Origin of the sequence: Pseudomonas sp. 58 R 3, from assembly GCF_900006605.1 — a bacterium.
Classification (GTDB): domain Bacteria; phylum Pseudomonadota; class Gammaproteobacteria; order Pseudomonadales; family Pseudomonadaceae; genus Aquipseudomonas; species Aquipseudomonas salomonii.
On sequence record NZ_CVTT01000069.1, the window covers coordinates 1 to 17,947 of the forward strand.

14 protein-coding genes are annotated in these 17,947 nt (G+C 61.9%); 2 read left to right on the top strand and 12 right to left on the bottom strand.

The genetic code is table 11. The features are described from left to right. Positions 1-3 precede the first annotated feature (3 nt). The 8 genes from BFP92_RS23280 to BFP92_RS23315 form a co-directional block, all read right to left on the bottom strand. Entirely contained in the window at positions 4-303 is a 300-nt protein-coding gene (locus tag BFP92_RS23280) for a DUF6124 family protein (RefSeq protein ID WP_083221788.1), read from the bottom strand. Positions 304-662: 359 nt separating this feature from the next. Continuing rightward, positions 663-2,303 carry a BatD family protein gene (locus BFP92_RS23285; protein WP_065931295.1) on the bottom strand — a complete coding sequence of 547 codons (1,641 nt, stop codon included), beginning with the start codon at positions 2,301-2,303 and terminating at the stop codon, positions 663-665. Beyond that, a complete protein-coding gene (locus BFP92_RS23290) occupies positions 2,300-4,039 on the bottom strand; it encodes a tetratricopeptide repeat protein (RefSeq protein ID WP_065931296.1) in 1,740 nt (579 codons plus the stop codon). The genes BFP92_RS23285 and BFP92_RS23290 overlap by 4 nt, the downstream gene beginning before the upstream one ends. Then, on the bottom strand, positions 4,036-5,124 hold the full coding sequence (locus BFP92_RS23295; protein ID WP_065931297.1) for a vWA domain-containing protein: 1,089 nt from the start codon (positions 5,122-5,124) through the stop codon (positions 4,036-4,038). Before BFP92_RS23295 ends, BFP92_RS23290 begins: the two co-directional genes overlap by 4 nt. Next, complete coding sequence (locus BFP92_RS23300) at positions 5,117-5,611, bottom strand: DUF4381 domain-containing protein (RefSeq protein ID WP_017136650.1); 495 nt, start codon at positions 5,609-5,611, stop codon at positions 5,117-5,119. The genes BFP92_RS23295 and BFP92_RS23300 overlap by 8 nt, the downstream gene beginning before the upstream one ends. Next, entirely contained in the window at positions 5,608-6,540 is a 933-nt protein-coding gene (locus tag BFP92_RS23305; RefSeq protein WP_056860262.1) for a DUF58 domain-containing protein, read from the bottom strand. The genes BFP92_RS23300 and BFP92_RS23305 overlap by 4 nt, the downstream gene beginning before the upstream one ends. Positions 6,541-6,545: 5 nt before the next feature. Then, a complete protein-coding gene (locus BFP92_RS23310) occupies positions 6,546-7,505 on the bottom strand; it encodes an AAA family ATPase (protein ID WP_003174327.1) in 960 nt (319 codons plus the stop codon). Between the two features lie 186 nt (positions 7,506-7,691). Beyond that, positions 7,692-8,045 (bottom strand): hypothetical protein, encoded by a 354-nt coding sequence (locus BFP92_RS23315; protein WP_065931298.1) that lies wholly within the window; start codon positions 8,043-8,045, stop codon positions 7,692-7,694. A 492-nt stretch (positions 8,046-8,537) separates the two neighbouring features. Here BFP92_RS23315 and BFP92_RS23320 point away from each other — a divergent pair, with 492 nt between their 5' ends. Continuing rightward, on the top strand, positions 8,538-13,406 hold the full coding sequence (locus BFP92_RS23320) for an NAD-glutamate dehydrogenase (RefSeq protein WP_065931299.1): 4,869 nt from the start codon (positions 8,538-8,540) through the stop codon (positions 13,404-13,406). A 93-nt stretch (positions 13,407-13,499) separates the two neighbouring features. Here BFP92_RS23320 and BFP92_RS23325 read toward each other — a convergent pair whose 3' ends face one another. From BFP92_RS23325 to BFP92_RS23340, 4 genes are all read right to left on the bottom strand, one after another. Then, positions 13,500-14,102 carry a hypothetical protein gene (locus BFP92_RS23325; RefSeq protein ID WP_065931300.1) on the bottom strand — a complete coding sequence of 201 codons (603 nt, stop codon included), beginning with the start codon at positions 14,100-14,102 and terminating at the stop codon, positions 13,500-13,502. 69 nt (positions 14,103-14,171) lie between these two features. Then, positions 14,172-14,870, bottom strand: a complete 699-nt coding sequence (locus BFP92_RS23330) for a GntR family transcriptional regulator (RefSeq protein WP_065931301.1) — start codon at positions 14,868-14,870, stop codon at positions 14,172-14,174. A 17-nt stretch (positions 14,871-14,887) separates the two neighbouring features. After that, complete coding sequence (locus tag BFP92_RS23335) at positions 14,888-15,589, bottom strand: FadR/GntR family transcriptional regulator (protein ID WP_065931302.1); 702 nt, start codon at positions 15,587-15,589, stop codon at positions 14,888-14,890. Positions 15,590-15,758: 169 nt separating this feature from the next. After that, positions 15,759-17,084 carry a C4-dicarboxylate transporter DctA gene (locus tag BFP92_RS23340; RefSeq protein WP_169986452.1) on the bottom strand — a complete coding sequence of 442 codons (1,326 nt, stop codon included), beginning with the start codon at positions 17,082-17,084 and terminating at the stop codon, positions 15,759-15,761. 217 nt (positions 17,085-17,301) lie between these two features. Between BFP92_RS23340 and BFP92_RS23345 the strand changes: the two genes are divergently transcribed. After that, a complete protein-coding gene (locus BFP92_RS23345) occupies positions 17,302-17,931 on the top strand; it encodes a DNA-3-methyladenine glycosylase I (protein ID WP_065931303.1) in 630 nt (209 codons plus the stop codon). The last annotated feature ends 16 nt before the right edge of the window (positions 17,932-17,947 follow it).

A 17,947-nucleotide genomic window follows, 5' to 3' on the forward strand; every position in this document is an offset into this window, starting at 1 on the left:
GGGTTACGCGGCGTTCATGCACTCCAGTGCGCGGTCGGCAAGGGTTTTGGCCTGGTTGATCAAGTGCTCGGTGGCGCCGGCCATGTGGTGTTCATCGCCTGTCAGCGTTTGGCGCGTGCCTGCGGCAGTGGCGGCTGCACAGCGCAGCAAATCGCAGATTTGGGCGAGGGCGTCTTCGAAGCTGAGGTCGTGATGCACGGTGAAGGACGGCGGTGGGGCAGGTTGCAGGTAGTGGCGCAGGGCGCGCTCAAAGAGTTCGCGGTCGGGGGTGAAGCGGGGTGGGTCTGGGACGATTTTGGTCATGAATGAAACTCCTAAAAGGTTGGGAGCCATTCTTTTGCAGATCTCACTCAACAAAAGGTGGCAGCTATGTGCGGGGTGAGATAACCGGTCAGGAGCACCCGGCCAGACCTAAGTCTGCCCGCACACAGCCGCCATAGAGCATGTTGCTCGCGGTTGTGGCACTTGGCACTCCGTTCACAGGATCTCACTCCTGATCGCTGATATGCAGCGACGGAGCGAAGGCTAGCCAGTGAAGTGAGCAGGCGCAAGGCCGAAGGATTGTCTAGGAAACTTCCCGCAAATTAAAGGGATATGGACTGCTGGCCTTTAACAATGCATGTCGCCCAGGCAACAGATCAACTGTGTGAGCTGGATCAAGATTACTTGGGGTACAGCGGCGGCAAGCTGGTGGTATCCATCGCCGGGTCTTGCTCGCGCTCGACCATTGGAATCGCCTTGACCGCACGCCATAAATCTTCACCCAGCCAATACTGGCCGCTCTCGCTGTACAGCGCGCCATTCAACCCATCCAGGGCATCCGACAACGGCACAAATCGCGCCGCCATGTCGGCCAGGGTTTCCGGCTGTTGCCGCGCCCAGGCATCCAGCGCCTGGCGTGTGGCTTGCGGGTCGTTGGCCTGGGTGGCGCGTTTGAGGTCGTCCAGCAGCGAGCGTGGGCTCGGGCCGGTTTGGGCCGCGCGCTGCACGGCAGGTTGGCGACGCGCGCGCCACCACAGGCCGAAACCCAACAGCGTGGTGCAGGCGAGTATCAAGGTGCTCAGTTGCCACAGCCACAGGCGGCTATCGTCCGGTGCGGTAATCACCGTTGGCGTGGCGGGCGTGTCCACCACCAGGCTTGGGTTGGTCGCCACTTGCAGCGTGCGCGCGGGCAGGCTGGTGCGTTCCAGGTGATCCTCGTGGGTGTTCCACCACACCACTTCCACGGCGGGCATTTCCACGCTGCCGGCGCGGGTCGGCACCAGGGCTTCGCGGTCTTCACGGCTGCCGATCAGGCCTCGGTCGCTGTTCTGGTTGGCGAGTACCGGCTGGTCCGGGTAACGGCGCAGGCCGTTGATCTCGCTGGTGGGCAGTGCCGACAGTTGTGCGCTGGACAAACCCTCGGCCTTGACCGTGAGGCTGCGCGTCAGGGAGTCGCCGACTTGTACGTGATCGGGTTCAGGGTTCCAGGCTTCACTCAGGGTCAGGCTGCGCGCAGGCAACCAGGCCACGTCGGCGGGGTAAAATTCCGGCTTGGGCTTTACCGTCAGTGGCAACTCGGCCGAGCTGACATGAATCAACTTGCCCGGTTTGGTGCCTTGCAGGGTGTTCTCCTGGGGCGGCCGCGATTCCACCAGGGTGGCACTGAAGGTCTGCGCCGGTATCACCAGGGCGCCGCTGCGCTGCGGGTAGATCGCATAACGGGTTTCGATCACACCGTGTCGAATGCTGTTGATGACCTTTTCGTAGGTGCGCGACTCGCCCAATTGCTCGATGCGCGCATCCGGGATTTGCAACGGCGTGAGGCTGCTGTCGTCATACAGCGACACCGAGTGGTACACGCGCACGGTCAACAGTGCCTGGGCCTGCACGTACACGCTGCTCTGGTCGAGGTTGGCTTCGATAAACACCGGGGCCAGTTCGGCGCTGGTGTTTTGGCTGGCGGTTTCCAGCACTTGCAGGCTGATCGGCTGGGTCTTGAGTTCGCCCACTTGCAGCGGCGGAATCACCACGGTGCCGTTTTCCTTGGGCAGCAACGTGATGATCCAGCGCGTGGTGGCGTGGTTATCGCCGCCCAAGGTGGTGAGCTGGTTGATCTGACGCGTGCCGCTGACTTCGAACTGCGCATCCAGCGGTGACAAGTCGGGTTTACCGAACTGGGTGACGTCACTGGACTCCACCGTCAGCTCCACCGTTTCCCCGGAATTGACGCGGCTGCGGTCGACACTCGCCACCAGGTTGGCCGCCTGGGCGTGGCCTGCCGAGAGTGCAAACAGGAGCAGAAGGGTGGTGCGGCGGCTCATCGAGTCTTGTCCTGATGTTGTTGCTGTTCGTACCAGAATTTACGCCGCAGCAACTCGCCGGGGTTGTCCGGGATCTGCTGCAGCCATTGCTCCAGCGCCTGGCGATGCTCGCCATCGAGGCTGGCATCGGCGGGGCGCAAGGGCGGGGTGGTGGTGTGCTCGTCGCCCAGTTCGCTGCCGGGTACGTCATTGCCGCCGGCTTTGGGGGTGGCGCCCGTCTGGTTGTCGCCGGCACTGGCCTGGCCTTGGCCTTGAGGCGATTGCTCGCCGCCCGTGGCACTTTGGCCGCTGGCGCCCGGTTGCGCAGTTTGGCCGGGTTGGGTGGTTTCGTCATCCTCATTTTTGGCGGGCCTGGCCGGTTCCGGCTGGGCTTTTTCCTGGATCAGGCTTTCGACCAGGGCTTTGTTTTTCAACGCCGGTTGCAGGTCGGGCTGGGCTTCGAGCGCTTGCTCGTAAGCGTCGATGGCGGCTTCCAGTTCACCGGACTTGGCCAGGGCGTTGCCGCGATTGTAGTGGGAATAGGCGTCGTTGCCCTGGGCAAAACGCTTGATCGCCTCGGCGTAGTCACCCGCCTCATACAGTGCTACGCCTTGCCATTGCGGGTCTTCGAAGTGTTCGGCGGCCTCGCTGGGGCGCTTTTTCTTCAGCAGGTATTGGCCTTGCTGGTCGGGGCGCAGCCACAGGTCCTGAAGTTCAAAGGCATAGCTGGGCTGCGGCGCGCCCAACAGCAGCAACGGCAAACAGAACAGCCAGCCTCGGCGGCCCGCGCAGGCGGCGAGCAGCAACAGGGGCAGCAGCAACCAGTAACCCTGGTCGGCCCAGGTATCGAGGTGCAGCAGTTGGCCGTCATTGCGCAGTTGTTGCGGGCCGTCGAGCAGGTTGAGCTGGCGCAGGTCTTTGTCGTCCAGGCGCGCGGCGCGGTAACGGCCGCCCATCTCACTGGCAAAGGCTTTGAGGGTCGGGCTGTCCAGGCGCGGCACCAGGATGGCGCCCTGGTCATCCTTAAGGAACTCGCCGCTTTCCTGGGTCACCGGCGTGCCTTCGCGGCTGCCGATGCCGAGGATCGACAGGCTCGGGGCCTGGGCGCTCTGCAACTGCAGGCGGATGCCCTGGCGCTCCTGTTTCGACAGTGACGAACCCACCAGCAGCAGGCGTCCCTGGCCAAGGCCGGCCTGCTTGAGCAGGCTCAGGGCTTTTTCTACCGCCAGGTCGGCGCGATGGCCGGGCTCGGGCATGATCGAGGGGCGCAAGGCTTCGAGCAGGTTGCGGCTGGTGGCCAGGTCGTCCGACAGCGGCACCAGCGTGTGCGCGCTGCCGGCATACACGACGATGGCGGTGGGCGCGTTGTCACGTGCTTGCAGCAAGTCGTAGAGCTTGCGCCGCGCCTGTTCCAGGCGATTGGGCGGGCTGTCGGTGGCAAGCATTTCCGGGGTCAGTTCCAGCAGCACCACCACCGGGTCGGCGGGTTTCTGGCTGTTCTGTTCAACCCTTTGCCAGCTGGGGCCGAGCAACGCCAACACGGCCAGCAGCCAGGCGACGCCCAGCACCACCCACGGCGATTTGCTCTCGCGGCCGTTGCCGCCACTGAGCAGCACCGCATGAAAGGCCGGCGGCAAAATCATCTGCCAGCGCCCGGCGCGCTTTTGCCGGTGCCACAGCTGCCACAGCAGCCAGCCGAGCAACGGCAGCAGCAACAGCCACCAGGGGCGGAACCAGTGCGGCCACAGGTCGATCATCGACGCCTCCGCAAGCGCAGGCGTTTAAGGCGTTGGCGCCATTGCGGGTGTTGCTGCAAAAAAATGCCTTTGGTCGAGAGCTTATTGAACCAGCGTTGCAATGCGTTATTGGGCCAGCGCTCCTGCACCACCAGCAGCATGCTCAGTATCAGGGCCAGCGTCAGGGGTGCGCTATACAGCGCCTGGGCCGGGCGTGCCTGGGTCGGTTGTTGGGCCACCGGTTCCAGCTGATCGAGGGTTTGCTTGATCTTTTGCAGCTCATCGCCGTCGCGGGCGCGGAAGTAGCGGCCACCGGTGGCGTCCGCGATGGCCTTCAAGGCCGGTTCATCCAGGTCCAGGCTCGGGTTGACGCCCAGGATGCCCAATGAGCCGGTTTGCTCCGGGTCGGCGCCGATGCCGATCGGGTAGATTTTCACCCCTTCTTCGGCCGCCAGGCGCGCAGCGGTCAGCGGGTCGATCTGCCCGGCGTTGTTGGCGCCGTCGGTGACCAGGATCAGCACGCGGCTTTGCGCCGGGCGCTGGCGCAGGCGTTTAAGCGCCAGGCCAATCGCATCGCCGATGGCGGTGTTTTTACCGGCGATGCCGATGCGCGCTTCATCCAGCCAGGTGCGCACGGTGCGCCGGTCGAAGGTCAGCGGCGCTTGCAGGTACGCCTGGCTGCCGAACAGGATCAGGCCCACGCGGTCGCCTTCACGGCTTTCCAGGAAGTCGCCGAGCAAATGCTGCACCAGGCTCAGGCGGCTGACGTCATCGCCCTGCCAGTGCATATCGGGAAAGTCCATGGAGCCGGACACGTCCACGGCCACCAGCAGGTCACGGCCGCTGGCGGCAATCGGCAGCGGTTCGCCGAGCCATTCCGGGCGCGCGGCGGCGGTCAACAGCAGTAACCACAGCACCACGAACGGCGCTTGCTGACGCCAGCCGGGCAGGTTGACCCGTGCGCGGCGGCGCGCCAGGCCTTCAAGGTCGGCCAGGTAGCTGACCTTCAGCGCGGGCTCGCCGCTGTCGGCCACCGGCAGGATAAAGCGCATCAACCACGGCAAGGGCAACAGGGCGAAGATCCACGGCCAGGCGAACTCAAACATGTTTGCGAATCCAGGTATCGACCGCTTGGGTCAGGCCGGCGATGGCCTTGTCGTCGAGTTTGCATTCGGGTTTGTAGGCGCCTTCGACCAACACCATCCAGCGCGTAAGGCCGGCGGCCGGGCAACGGTTGTCGAGGAACGCCAGCCATTTGCGCCCGTTGAGCGTGTGGCTCTGGCTGTAGGGGTAGTCGTTGCGGCACAGGCGCTTGAGCAGGCCATTGAGTTGTTGCAGCCAGGCACCGGCGGGCGCGCCGTCGTAGGGTTTGGGCATCAGCGCCAGTTCGGCCAGGGCGGCGATGCGCAGCGGGTCCAGTGGTTGTTCGGCACGGGCCACGGGGCGGCGTGTGGGCAGGAACCGGCGCAACCACCACAGGCCCCAACCCAACAATGGAATCACCAGCAGCAACAACCACCAGCCCGGCGCAGGTGGCCAGAAGCCGATGGCCGGTGGGGCGATCAGGGGCTGCAGTTGGTCGAGGCTGCTCATTGCTTTTTAACCGGGCGTTGCGGGTTGAGGTATTCGCGCAGTTGCTCGACCATTTCGCTTTGGGTGCTTAAGGGCATCAATAGAATGCGCAGCTTCTGTGCAAGCAGTTCCCAGCGCGCAATACGCTCCTCGGCCTGGGCTTTGTAAGCCTGGCGCAAATCGAAGTTCAGGGTGTCCAGTTCCAGTTGCGCGCCTCTTTGCGCGAAACGCAGCAGCCCCGCAGCGGGCAGGGCGTGGTCCAGCGGGTCAGAAATAGGCAGCAACAGCAGGTCGCAATGCCGTGATAACAGGCTCAGTTGCTGCTCGGCACCTTCGGTCAGGGCGCGCTCGTCGCAGATCACAATGACCAGGCTGCCCGGGCGCAGCACTTCGCGGCCACGGCGCAGGGCCATGCCCAACGCGTCGGCTTCGGGGCGACTTTCGGTGTTCAGGCTCTGGTTCACCCGCACCAGGCGGTTGAGCAATTGCAGCAGGCTTTGTTTACTGCGCCGGGGTTTGATTTCGTAGTGTTCGCTGTCGCCGAACACCAGCCCGCCGACACGGTCGTTATGCCCCAGCGCGGCCCAGCCGATCAGGCTGGCGGCTTGGGCGGCGAGCACCGATTTGAACATTTGGCCGGAACCAAAAAACAGCCGGCAGCTTTGCTCGACCATGATGAAAATCGGCCGTTCGCGTTCTTCGTGGAACAGCTTGGTGTGCGGCTCCTGGGTGCGCGCCGTGACGCGCCAGTCGATGGTGCGCACATCATCGCCGGCCTGGTACACGCGCACCTGGTCGAAGTCGACCCCGCGCCCACGCAGCTTGGAGTGGTGCAGGCCGATCAACGGGCTGCGCTGGCTGGGTGTGGAAAACAGCTGCACTTCGCGAACGCGATGGCGCATCTCAATCAATTCACTGAGCGTGACGCGGATTCCATCGCCGGCATTCATGGGGTTCAAGCGACGGCTACGACGTCGAGAATGCGTTGCACCACGCGGTCCTGGTCAATGCCGGCCGCTTCGGCCTCGAACGACAGAATAATGCGATGGCGCAGCACGTCGAACAGCACCGCCTGGATATCTTCGGGGCTCACAAAATCGCGCCCGGCCAGCCAGGCATGGGCGCGGGCGCAGCGGTCGAGGGCGATGGAGCCGCGCGGGCTGGCGCCATAGGCGATCCACTCGGCCATTTCCGGGTCGAACTTGGCCGGGGTGCGTGTGGCCATGACCAGTTGCACCAGGTATTCCTCCACCGCATCGGCCATGTACAGGCCCAGGATTTCCTTGCGCGCGGCAAAAATCGCCTGCTGGCTTACGCGCCGTTCAGGCTTGGTTTCGCCATTGAGTGCTTCGCCACGGGCCTGTTGCAGGATGCGCCGTTCGACGGCCGCGTCCGGGAAGCCGATTTTGACGTGCATCAGGAAACGGTCGAGCTGGGCTTCGGGCAACGGGTAAGTGCCTTCCTGCTCGATGGGGTTTTGCGTGGCCATCACCAAAAACAATGGCGACAGGTCGTAGGTGCTGCGGCCCACGCTGACCTGGCGTTCGGCCATGGCTTCGAGCAGTGCCGATTGCACCTTGGCCGGGGCGCGGTTGATTTCGTCCGCCAGCACCAGGTTGTGAAAGATCGGGCCTTGCTGGAACACGAAGCTGCCGGTTTCCGGGCGATAGATCTCGGTGCCGGTGATGTCGGCGGGCAGCAGGTCGGGGGTGAACTGGATACGATGGAACTGCGCTTCGATGCCTTCGGCCAGCTCTTTGATGGCCTTGGTCTTGGCCAGGCCCGGTGCGCCTTCGACCAGCATATGGCCGTCGGCGAGCAGGGCGATCAGCAGGCGATCGATGAGTTTTTCCTGGCCGAGAATCTGCGTAGAAAGAAAGGTTCGCAGCGCAAGCAGCGCTTCACGATGTTCCATCGATGACGGTTCCTGGAGAGATGAGCCCCAACGTCGAAAAAAACCGCCGGGCCTGGGGCGTCTACTTTAATGCATCGCGGGGTGCGGCGACTAACGGCGCGGGCGGTATTTTTAGCAAAACGTGTAGGATTTTTGTGTGCAGCGTACAAATTTCACCAAAAGTTACTCGGTCCCTGTGGGAGCTGCCTAAATACGGGCAAAGGTGCCGGTGCCCTTGAGAATGTTCTGCAAGGTTTCTTCCACTTCAGCCATCTCCGCCACGGCGGTGGTGTGGGTGATCGCCAGGCAGTCCTTGCCGCCCAGTGCATCGGCATCGCCGGCCGCCAGTTCAATCACCAGGGTGGTGTCACTCAAGGTGACTTTCAGCCCGTCCAGGGTCGATGGCTCATAGTCCCAGGTCAGCTCAACCTCATCCTCGTCCGGGTAGCGGCTGAGCATGAACATTTCGCCATTTTTGCCGTGACAGCAAAGCATGGCCATGTTGTCTTCTTCGTCGTCGCACGGAGTGGCCATCAACGCATCAGTGTTCATTTGCAGCATGGGAAATCCTGTCTGGGGGCGGGCGCAGCGAGGCAATTGTGCCATTGCGGCGAATTTTGTGCTGCATTCTGTGTCAGAACCAATGCATGACTTGACGGGCAACATCAGTCATTTTTGATACTCGACAGGTTGGAAATAGCCGGTTTTTCTTCGGAAAAATTCGGGTTGCCCAAGTCGCAACCCCAAGCCTGCGTACCGATGACCGAATATGTCGCAGCGTCGCAAGCAGCTGTCTTCCTACACTCGTTAAGCTGCGCAACGGATGTGCCCTGTGCCGGGAGCCTGACCTGCCCGTCTTACCGTCGTCTGGCGTGGAGTGCATCTTATGGAAGTTGTATGTGACCTCATTGTCTTGTCCAGCTTCACCCACCTGTCACCCTGATTCGTTTAAGGTGCTTGTTATCAGTACCGACGAACAGCGCTGACGGTCTCCCTGCAAGGGGATAACACGCGACGCTTCCATCAATAACAAGCCCAAGCGGAGTACCACAGATGGCGTTCTTCACCGCAGCCAGCAAGGCCGACTTCCAGCATCAACTGCAAGCGGCACTGGCGCAGCACATCAGTGAACAGGCACTGCCACAAGTGGCGCTGTTCGCTGAGCAATTTTTCGGCATTATTTCCCTGGACGAACTGACCCAACGTCGCCTTTCCGACCTGGCCGGTTGCACCCTGTCTGCCTGGCGCCTGCTTGAGCGCTTTGACCACACTCAACCGCAAGTGCGGGTCTACAACCCCGATTACGAACGTCATGGCTGGCAGTCGACCCACACCGCGGTTGAAGTGCTGCACCATGACCTGCCATTTCTGGTCGACTCGGTACGCACCGAGCTCAACCGCCGTGGCTACAGCATCCACACCCTGCAAACCACTGTGCTCAGTGTGCGTCGCGGCAACAAAGGCGAGTTGCTGGAAATCCTGCCAAAAGGCACCCAGGGCGAAGGCATTCAGCAAGAATCGCTGATGTACCTGGAAATCGACCGTTGCGCCAATGCCGCCGAACTCAACGTGCTGAGCAAAGAGCTTGAGCAGGTGCTGGGCGAAGTGCGCGTGGCTGTGGCCGACTTCGAACCGATGAAAGCCAAGGTCCAGGACCTGCTGGCCGGTATCGACGCCAGCCAGTTCAGCATCGACGGCGAAGAGAAAGCCGAGATCAAGAGCTTCCTGGAATGGCTGGTGGGCAACCACTTCACCTTCCTGGGTTATGAAGAGTTCGTGGTACGTGACGAGGCGGACGGCGGTCATATCGAATATGACACCGGCTCCTTCCTCGGTCTGACCAAATTGCTGCGTGCCGGCCTCACCGCCGAAGACACGCGCATCGAAGACTATGCCGTGGCCTACCTGCGTGAGCCGACCGTGCTGTCGTTCGCCAAGGCCGCGCACCCAAGCCGCGTGCACCGCCCGGCTTACCCGGACTATGTGTCGATCCGTGAAATCAGCGCCGACGGCAAGGTCATCAAGGAACACCGCTTCATGGGCCTCTACACTTCGTCGGTGTACGGCGAAAGCGTGCGGGTTATCCCTTACATTCGCCGTAAAGTCGCGGAAATCGAGCGTCGCTCGGGCTTCCAGGCCAAGGCGCACCTGGGCAAAGAGCTGGCCCAGGTGGTTGAAGTGTTGCCCCGTGATGACCTGTTCCAGACCCCGGTCGACGAACTGTTCAACACCGTGATGTCGATCGTGCAGATCCAGGAGCGCAACAAGATCCGCGTGTTCCTGCGCAAAGACCCGTACGGTCGTTTCTGCTACTGCCTGGCCTACGTGCCGCGCGATATCTATTCCACCGAAGTGCGCCAGAAGATCCAGCAAGTGCTGATGGATCGCCTCAAAGCCTCGGACTGCGAATTCTGGACCTTCTTCTCCGAATCCGTACTGGCCCGTGTGCAGTTGATTCTGCGGGTGGACCCGAAGAATCGCCTGGACATCGACCCGGTTCAACTGGAAAAAGAAGTGGTGCAGGCCTGCCGCAGCTGGCAGGACGACTACGCCAGCCTGGTGGTGGAAAGCTTCGGCGAAGCCCAGGGCACCAACGTGCTGGCGGACTTCCCGAAAGGCTTCCCGGCAGGTTACCGCGAGCGTTTTGCCGCGCATTCGGCGGTGGTCGACATGCAGCACCTCAACAGCCTGACGGAAGCCAACCCGCTGGTCATGAGCTTCTATCAGCCGTTGGGCCAGGTCTCCGGCCAGCGTGAGCTGCATTGCAAGCTCTACCACGCCGACACGCCGCTGGCGCTGTCCGACGTGCTGCCGATCCTGGAAAACCTCGGCCTGCGCGTGCTGGGCGAGTTCCCGTACCGCCTGCGTCATGCCAATGGCCGTGAGTTCTGGATCCATGACTTTGCGTTCATCGCCGCCGAAGGCGTGAACCTGGATATCCAGCAGCTCAACGACACCCTGCAGGACGCGTTCGTGCACATCGTGCATGGCGATGCCGAAAACGATGCGTTCAACCGCCTGGTACTCACCGCCGGCCTGCCTTGGCGCGACGTGGCGTTGCTGCGTGCTTACGCCCGTTACCTCAAGCAGATCCGCCTGGGCTTCGACCTGGGTTACATCGCCAGCACCCTGAACAACCACACCGACATCGCCCGCGAGTTGACCCGGTTGTTCAAGACCCGCTTCTACCTGGCGCGCAAGCTCACCGCCGACGACCTCGAAGACAAGCAGCAACGCCTGGAGCAAGCGATTCTCACGGCCCTGGACGATGTTCAGGTGCTCAACGAAGACCGCATCCTGCGTCGCTACCTGGACCTGATCAAGGCCACCCTGCGCACCAACTTCTACCAGACCGACGCCAACGGCCAGAACAAGTCGTACTTCAGCTTCAAGTTCGACCCGCGTGCGATTCCCGAGCTGCCCAAGCCGGTGCCGAAGTTTGAAATCTTCGTGTACTCGCCGCGTGTTGAAGGCGTGCACCTGCGCTTTGGTAACGTGGCACGCGGCGGCCTGCGCTGGTCCGACCGTGAAGAAGACTTCCGCACCGAAGTGCTCGGCCTGGTAAAAGCCCAGCAGGTTAAGAACTCGGTCATTGTGCCGGTGGGCGCCAAAGGTGGCTTCCTGCCGCGTCGCCTGCCATTGGGCGGCAGCCGTGACGAGATCGCGGCCGAGGGCATCGCCTGCTACCGCATCTTCATTTCCGGCCTGTTGGACATTACCGACAACCTCAAGGACGGCGCCTTGGTGCCGCCGGTCAATGTCGTGCGGCATGACGACGATGACCCGTACCTGGTCGTTGCGGCGGACAAGGGCACTGCGACCTTCTCCGACATCGCCAACGGCATTGCCATTGATTACGGCTTCTGGCTGGGTGATGCGTTCGCTTCCGGTGGTTCTGCCGGTTACGACCACAAGAAAATGGGCATCACCGCCAAGGGCGCGTGGGTGGGTGTGCAGCGTCACTTCCGTGAGCGCGGCATCAACGTGCAGGAAGACAGCATCACCGTGGTGGGCGTCGGCGATATGGCCGGTGACGTGTTCGGTAACGGCTTGCTGATGTCCGACAAGCTGCAACTGGTCGCGGCCTTCAACCACCTGCACATCTTCATCGACCCGAACCCGAACCCGGCGACCAGCTTCGTCGAGCGCAAGCGCATGTTCGAGCTGCCGCGTTCGGCCTGGACCGACTACGACACCAGCATCATGTCCGAAGGCGGCGGGATCTTCTCGCGCAGTGCCAAAAGCATCGCCATTTCGCCGCAGATGAAAGAACGCTTCGACATCTCGGCCGACAAGCTGACCCCGACCGAACTGCTCAACGCCTTGCTCAAGGCGCCGGTGGACCTGTTGTGGAACGGCGGTATCGGGACTTACGTCAAGGCCAGCACCGAAAGCCACGCCGACGTGGGCGACAAAGCCAACGACGCGCTGCGCGTCAATGGCAACGAGCTGCGCTGCAAGGTCGTGGGCGAGGGCGGTAACCTCGGCATGACCCAATTGGGCCGTGTGGAATTCGGCCTCAATGGCGGCGGCTCCAACACCGACTTTATCGACAACGCCGGTGGTGTGGACTGCTCCGACCACGAAGTGAACATCAAGATCCTGCTCAACGAAGTGGTGCAGGCCGGTGACATGACCGACAAGCAGCGCAACCAGCTGCTGGCGAGCATGACCGACGAAGTCGGCAACCTGGTGTTGGGCAACAACTACAAGCAAACCCAGGCACTGTCCCTGGCCGCGCGCAAGGCTTACGAGCGTGCTGCCGAGTACAAGCGCCTGATGAGCGACCTGGAAGGCCGTGGCAAGCTGGATCGCGCCATCGAGTACCTGCCGACCGAAGAGCAGCTTGTGGAGCGTGCCTCCACCGGTAAGGGCCTGACCCGTCCCGAGCTGTCGGTGCTGATCTCCTACAGCAAGATCGACCTCAAGGAAGCCCTGCTCAAGTCGCTGGTGCCGGATGACGACTACTTGACCCGTGACATGGAGACCGCGTTCCCGCCGAGCCTGGTGGCCAAGTTCGGCGAAGCCATGCGCCGTCACCGCCTCAAGCGCGAAATCGTCAGCACCCAGATCGCCAACGACCTGGTCAACCACATGGGCATCACCTTCGTTCAGCGACTCAAAGAGTCGACCGGCATGAGCCCGGCGAACGTGGCCGGCGCTTACGTGATCGTGCGTGACATTTTCCACCTCCCGCACTGGTTCCGTCAGATCGAAGCCCTGGACCACCAGGTGTCCGCCGACGTGCAACTGGAGCTGATGGATGAGCTGATGCGCCTGGGCCGTCGCGCTACGCGCTGGTTCCTGCGCAGCCGTCGCAACGAGCAGGACGCTGGCCGCGACACCGCGCACTTCGGTCCGCACCTGGCGGCGTTGGGCCTCAAGCTCGACGAACTGCTGGAAGGCCCGACCCGCGAAGGCTGGCAGAACCGCTACCAGGCCTACACCGAAGCCGGCGTACCGGAGTTGTTGGCGCGCATGGTTGCCGGTACGACTCACCTGTACACCTTGCTGCCGATCATCGAAGCCGCTGACGTGACCGGGCATGACGCCGCCGAAGTGGCCAAGGCCTACTTCGCCGTCGGCAGCGCCCTGGACTTGCCGTGGTACCTGCAGCAGATCAGCGATCTGCCGGTGGCCAACAACTGGCAGGCCCAGGCCCGCGAAGCGTTCCGCGACGACGTGGACTGGCAGCAACGGGCGATCACCATCTCGGTGCTGCAAATGGCCGATGCGCCACAAGACATGGAGGCCCGTGTGGCACTGTGGCTTGAGCAGCACCAGGACATGGCTGATCGCTGGCGCGCAATGATGGTGGAAATCCGTGCAGCCGTCGGCACGGACTACGCCATGTATGCGGTCGCCAACCGTGAGTTGCTCGACCTGGCGTTGAGCGGTCAGTCGGTGCTGCAACCGGCTTGATCCCTCGGTAAAACAAAAGCCCCCGCCTCGTGAGAGGCGGGGGCTTTTTGTTGGCGCCACATTCATCAAACCCCACACTTTGATCTTCCAGCGTTAACGACTACCCAAACACGGCTGGATAACTTTTTTTAACCCATCGTTGTTTGCCGGCAATGTGAAGGTCGCCGTCAGCGGCTTGCCGCCTGCCATGGCGGGCGCCAACCAAAGTTTCAGCGTCTGGCCCCGTGAGGCATCACTGGCCCAGTAGGCCAGTTCATCACGCGGCACTTGGGTGCTGAACGCAAAGACGGTTCCTAGCTGGAAAGACCCGGCGTAAGCCCAAACGCCGCTGACCGAAAGCTCAATGGCCGTGCGGGTTCCTGTGGCAATACGCAACGGCCCACTGGTACTGGCGTCTGGACCATGAAAGGGTTCAATATCGAAGCCCAACGATTGCGGCTCTATTTGCAGCGCCAGCCCGGCCGTTGGGTTTCGCGGGTGGCAGCTGATTTCCAGGCTGGCCTTGGTGTGGAAGTTGTTGTAAGCGCTGTCACCAAAAGTCCGTGCGGTGGTCAACATCGGGTTGTCGACGTCGGGCCGCTCAAGCAACCACACGGGGTGCGCGGGTGTGATGATTACGTCGTCACCGGCGTGTGCGTAAACCGTGAGCGATGGTATGAAAAGAGCTGCGAGCAACGTAAAGGCAAAGGGTTGCATAGAAGTATTCATCCGTAGGTGGGCCTTGATGTAAGGAATGAATGCATTCTGCAGCTTAGCGGGCGCTCGTTATGTCGGGCGTTTCCCAAGCGGGAGTAGTTTGTCTTCCAGGTGATCCAGATGCCGGCTCATCAGGCTTGTGGCGCTGCGCACGTCGCGTTGCTCCACCGCATCGACAATCGCCAGATGCTCCTGCCACGCGCAGTAGGTGCAGGCTTTCGCTTCATATTGCGCAATGATCAATGACGTCAACGGCACCAGGCTGTTGAGGAATTGCGCCAACGGGGCGTTGCCTGCCATCTGCGCCAATTGCAGATGAAACTCCCCCGATAATCGAATGGCCGGCCCGCGCTGGTCGCGTTCGATGCAGTCGCGCTCCCGTGCAATCAACTCGCGCAGCTGGCGTATGTGCGTGGTGGTCGCCTGGGCGCACGCCAACTGCACCACGGTGATCTCGGTCATCCGCCGTGCTTCCAGGATCTGCCGCGTCTGTTGCGCATCCGGCGCCGCCACCTGGGCGCGCTGGTTGGGGCGCAGGATGATCACTTGCTGGTGGGACAGTTTGGCCAGCACACGGCGAATCACGCTGCGGCTCACACCAAAGGTTTCGCCCAGGCTCTCTTCGGTAAAACGGCTGGCCGGGGCGATGCGTTGTTCGAGGATGGCGTCGAACAGGCGTGGGTAGATGTCATCCACCGACAGTTTTTTGCCGCCAACCAGGCGCAGGGCAGGGAGGACGGCATTGCGTTGCAGGGCGTGGGCGCTCATGGTCGGTCTCCAAAAAATCAGCTGCCCAGATGGTCGTCCGGGATGTTCAAACGAATGCCCATGCGCAGGCCTTCCTGGAGGATGTGCCGGCGCATTTCGGCGCTGGCCAGGGCGCTGTTCTTGTTGCGGATGGCGCGCACCACGGCGTCGTTCTCCTGCAGGCGTTCGGCCAAGTGCTCGGGCGAATTGCGCAGTACCTGGGCGCTTTGCTTGAGGGCGTTGCTGGTCTGCTGCACCACGTTCTGGAAGATCGGGTTGGAGGTCAGCGCGAACAGCTCTTCGTGAAAGCCGATGTAAGCGTTCATGCCTGCTTCGGCGTCGCCGGCCTCCAGGGCTTCGCGCATGTCCATCAAGGTCAGGCGCAACTGGCCGACTTCCTTGCTGCTGATGGACTGGGCCACCAGGCCGACAATAAAGGGTTCGAGGGTGTAGCGCAGTTGCAGGATATCTTCGAGGCTGGCGTCGGCCACGGCGTCGCTGGATTGCGGTTCGTTGACGCTGGTTTCCAGCACCACCACGCCTTTGCCGGGCATCGAGCGCACCAGGCCGAGGGTTTCCAGCACGATCACGGCTTCGCGCAGGCTCGGGCGGCTGATGCCCATCTGCTCGGCCAGTTCACGCTGGCCGGGGAGCATGTCGCCCTGGCGCCATTGGCCCCGCTTGAGTGCGGCGCGCAGTTTTTCTACGACTGAATTGACGACGGTTGAAGTGCTGATCACGTCTACGTCTCCTTGGATGTTGCCAATACGATGGTCAAATTAGCGATGACCAAAATGTGGGAGCGGGCTTGCTCGCGAATGCGCAGTGTCAGCAATGGATTTATCAACTGACCCGCCGCTTTCGCGAGCAAGCCCGCTCCCACATTTGATTTGTCGCTCATAGACTGGGTTAAAACTCCTGATGCGCCGGCAACACCGGCTTCTTGGCCTGGAAGGCATACCCTTGCTCGCCGTCGAGCACCTTGTTGGCGCGCTGGATATCAATGTCTTTTTCCCAACGGGCGATGGCCACGGTGGCCACGCAGTTGCCGATCAGGTTAGTCAGCGCGCGGCCGATGCCCATGAACCAGTCCACCGCCAGCACCAGCACCAGGCCGACTACCGGAATCGCCGGGATCGCGGTCAGCGTGGCCGCCAAAATCACCAGCGCCGAGCCCGGAATGCCATGGGCACCTTTGGAGGTGATCAACGACACCAGCAGGATGGTCAGCAAATCAGTCATCGACAGCGGCGTGCCGGTGGCATTGGCGATAAACACAATGGCCAGGGTCAGGTAGATCGAGAAACCGTCGAGGTTGAACGAATAACCGGTCGGAATCACCAGGCCGACGGTGGAGCTGCCAATGCCCAAGTGCTCGAGTTTACGCATGATCTGCGGCAATACCGCGTCGGAGGAGGCGGTGCCCATCACGATCAGCAGCTCTTCGCGCAGGTACTTGAGCAGCGGCAGCATGCGCAGGCCGGACAACCGCATCACCAGGCCCAGCACCAGCCCGACAAAGGCAAAGCAGGTCAGGTAGAACAAGCCCACCAGGCTGCCCAGGTGTTGCAGCGAATCCAGGCCGTAGGTACTGGTGGTGAAGGCAATGGCGCCGAATACACCGATTGGCGCCAGGCGCACGATCATGCCCATGATGCGAAAGATCACATGGCTAAGTTCGTTGATCAGCCGCGAGATGCCGGAAGCGGCTTCGCCCACCAGGTTCAGCGCGCTGCCGAACAGCACCGAAAACAGCAGCACTTGCAGTACGTTGTTGTCGGCAAAGGCGCCGATCACCGAGTTGGGGATCAGGTCCATCAGGAACTGGCTGGTGCCGCGAATGTGCTGGCCCTTGTCGGCCAGTTCATTGAGACCGGCGGACGACAGCTGCTCCAAGTGAATATTGGCGCCTTGGCCGATACCGGTGCTGAACGCCATGATCAGGCCGATCACCAGGGCGACGGTGGTCAGCACTTCGAAGTAGATCACTGACTTCAAGCCGATGCGCCCGACCTTCTTCAAGTCGCCGGCACCGGATATACCGCTGACCACCACGCAGAATACGATCAGGCCGATCAGCATTTTGATCAGCTTGATAAAGCCGTCACCCAGGGGTTTGAGTTGCGAGGAGAATTCGGGAAGGGCCAGGCCGCAGATAACGCCTAACATCAGGCCAATCACGACTTGCAGGAAAATCGAACGCGAGCACCATCTGAGCATGGGAGGGATCTCTATTCGGTGCCCTGGTGGTTCCAGGGCTTAATTGTTGTGGTCTTACCGGTATGTCCAGTGCGGGGCCAGTCTACGCCGGGTTTTTTTCAAATCACAAGTAAATATTCGGCGGTTGCCAGGTCCCGGTCTGACCAGTTGGTCGGTAAGGGTGATGCTTGAGCGGTTGGCAGGTAATATTTTTTTTCGCTTATCATCCGCGTCTTGATTGGCGAGGTGACACATGGACAGACCCGGGCTGACCACCGACGCAGCAGGCCAGACGCACTGCACCTGGCGCACTGCCGCACCTGAATATCCGCGTTACCACGACCACGAGTGGGGCGTGCCGGTGGCAGACGATACCCAGCTGTACGAGAAAATTTGCCTGGAAGGTTTTCAGGCGGGCATGGCGTGGATCACCATTTTGCGCAAGCGCGAGCAGTTTCGGGCGGCGTTTGAAGGGTTTGATTTTCGCCGCGTTGCGCAATACGGCGAGGCCGATATCGAGCGGCTGATGAACGACCCAGGCATCGTGCGCAACCGCGCAAAGATCGTCTCGACCATCAACAACGCGCGCCGGGCCTGTGAACTGGTGGACGAAACCGGTTCGCTGGCGCGCTGGTTGTGGGCATTTGAACCTCCGCCAGAGGAACGCCCGACGGTGGTGGACATGGCTTACTGGACCGGCAACCCGACGTCACCGGCATCGGTGCGCTTGTCCAAGGCCTTGAAGAAACGCGGCTGGACCTTTGTTGGCCCCACCACGATGTACGCGCTGATGCAGGCGATGGGCATGGTCAATGATCACCTGGAGGGGTGTGTTTGCCGAGCGCGCATAGAGACGCTACGCCAACAGTTCAAGCGCCCTTGAGTCAACGACTGCCGCT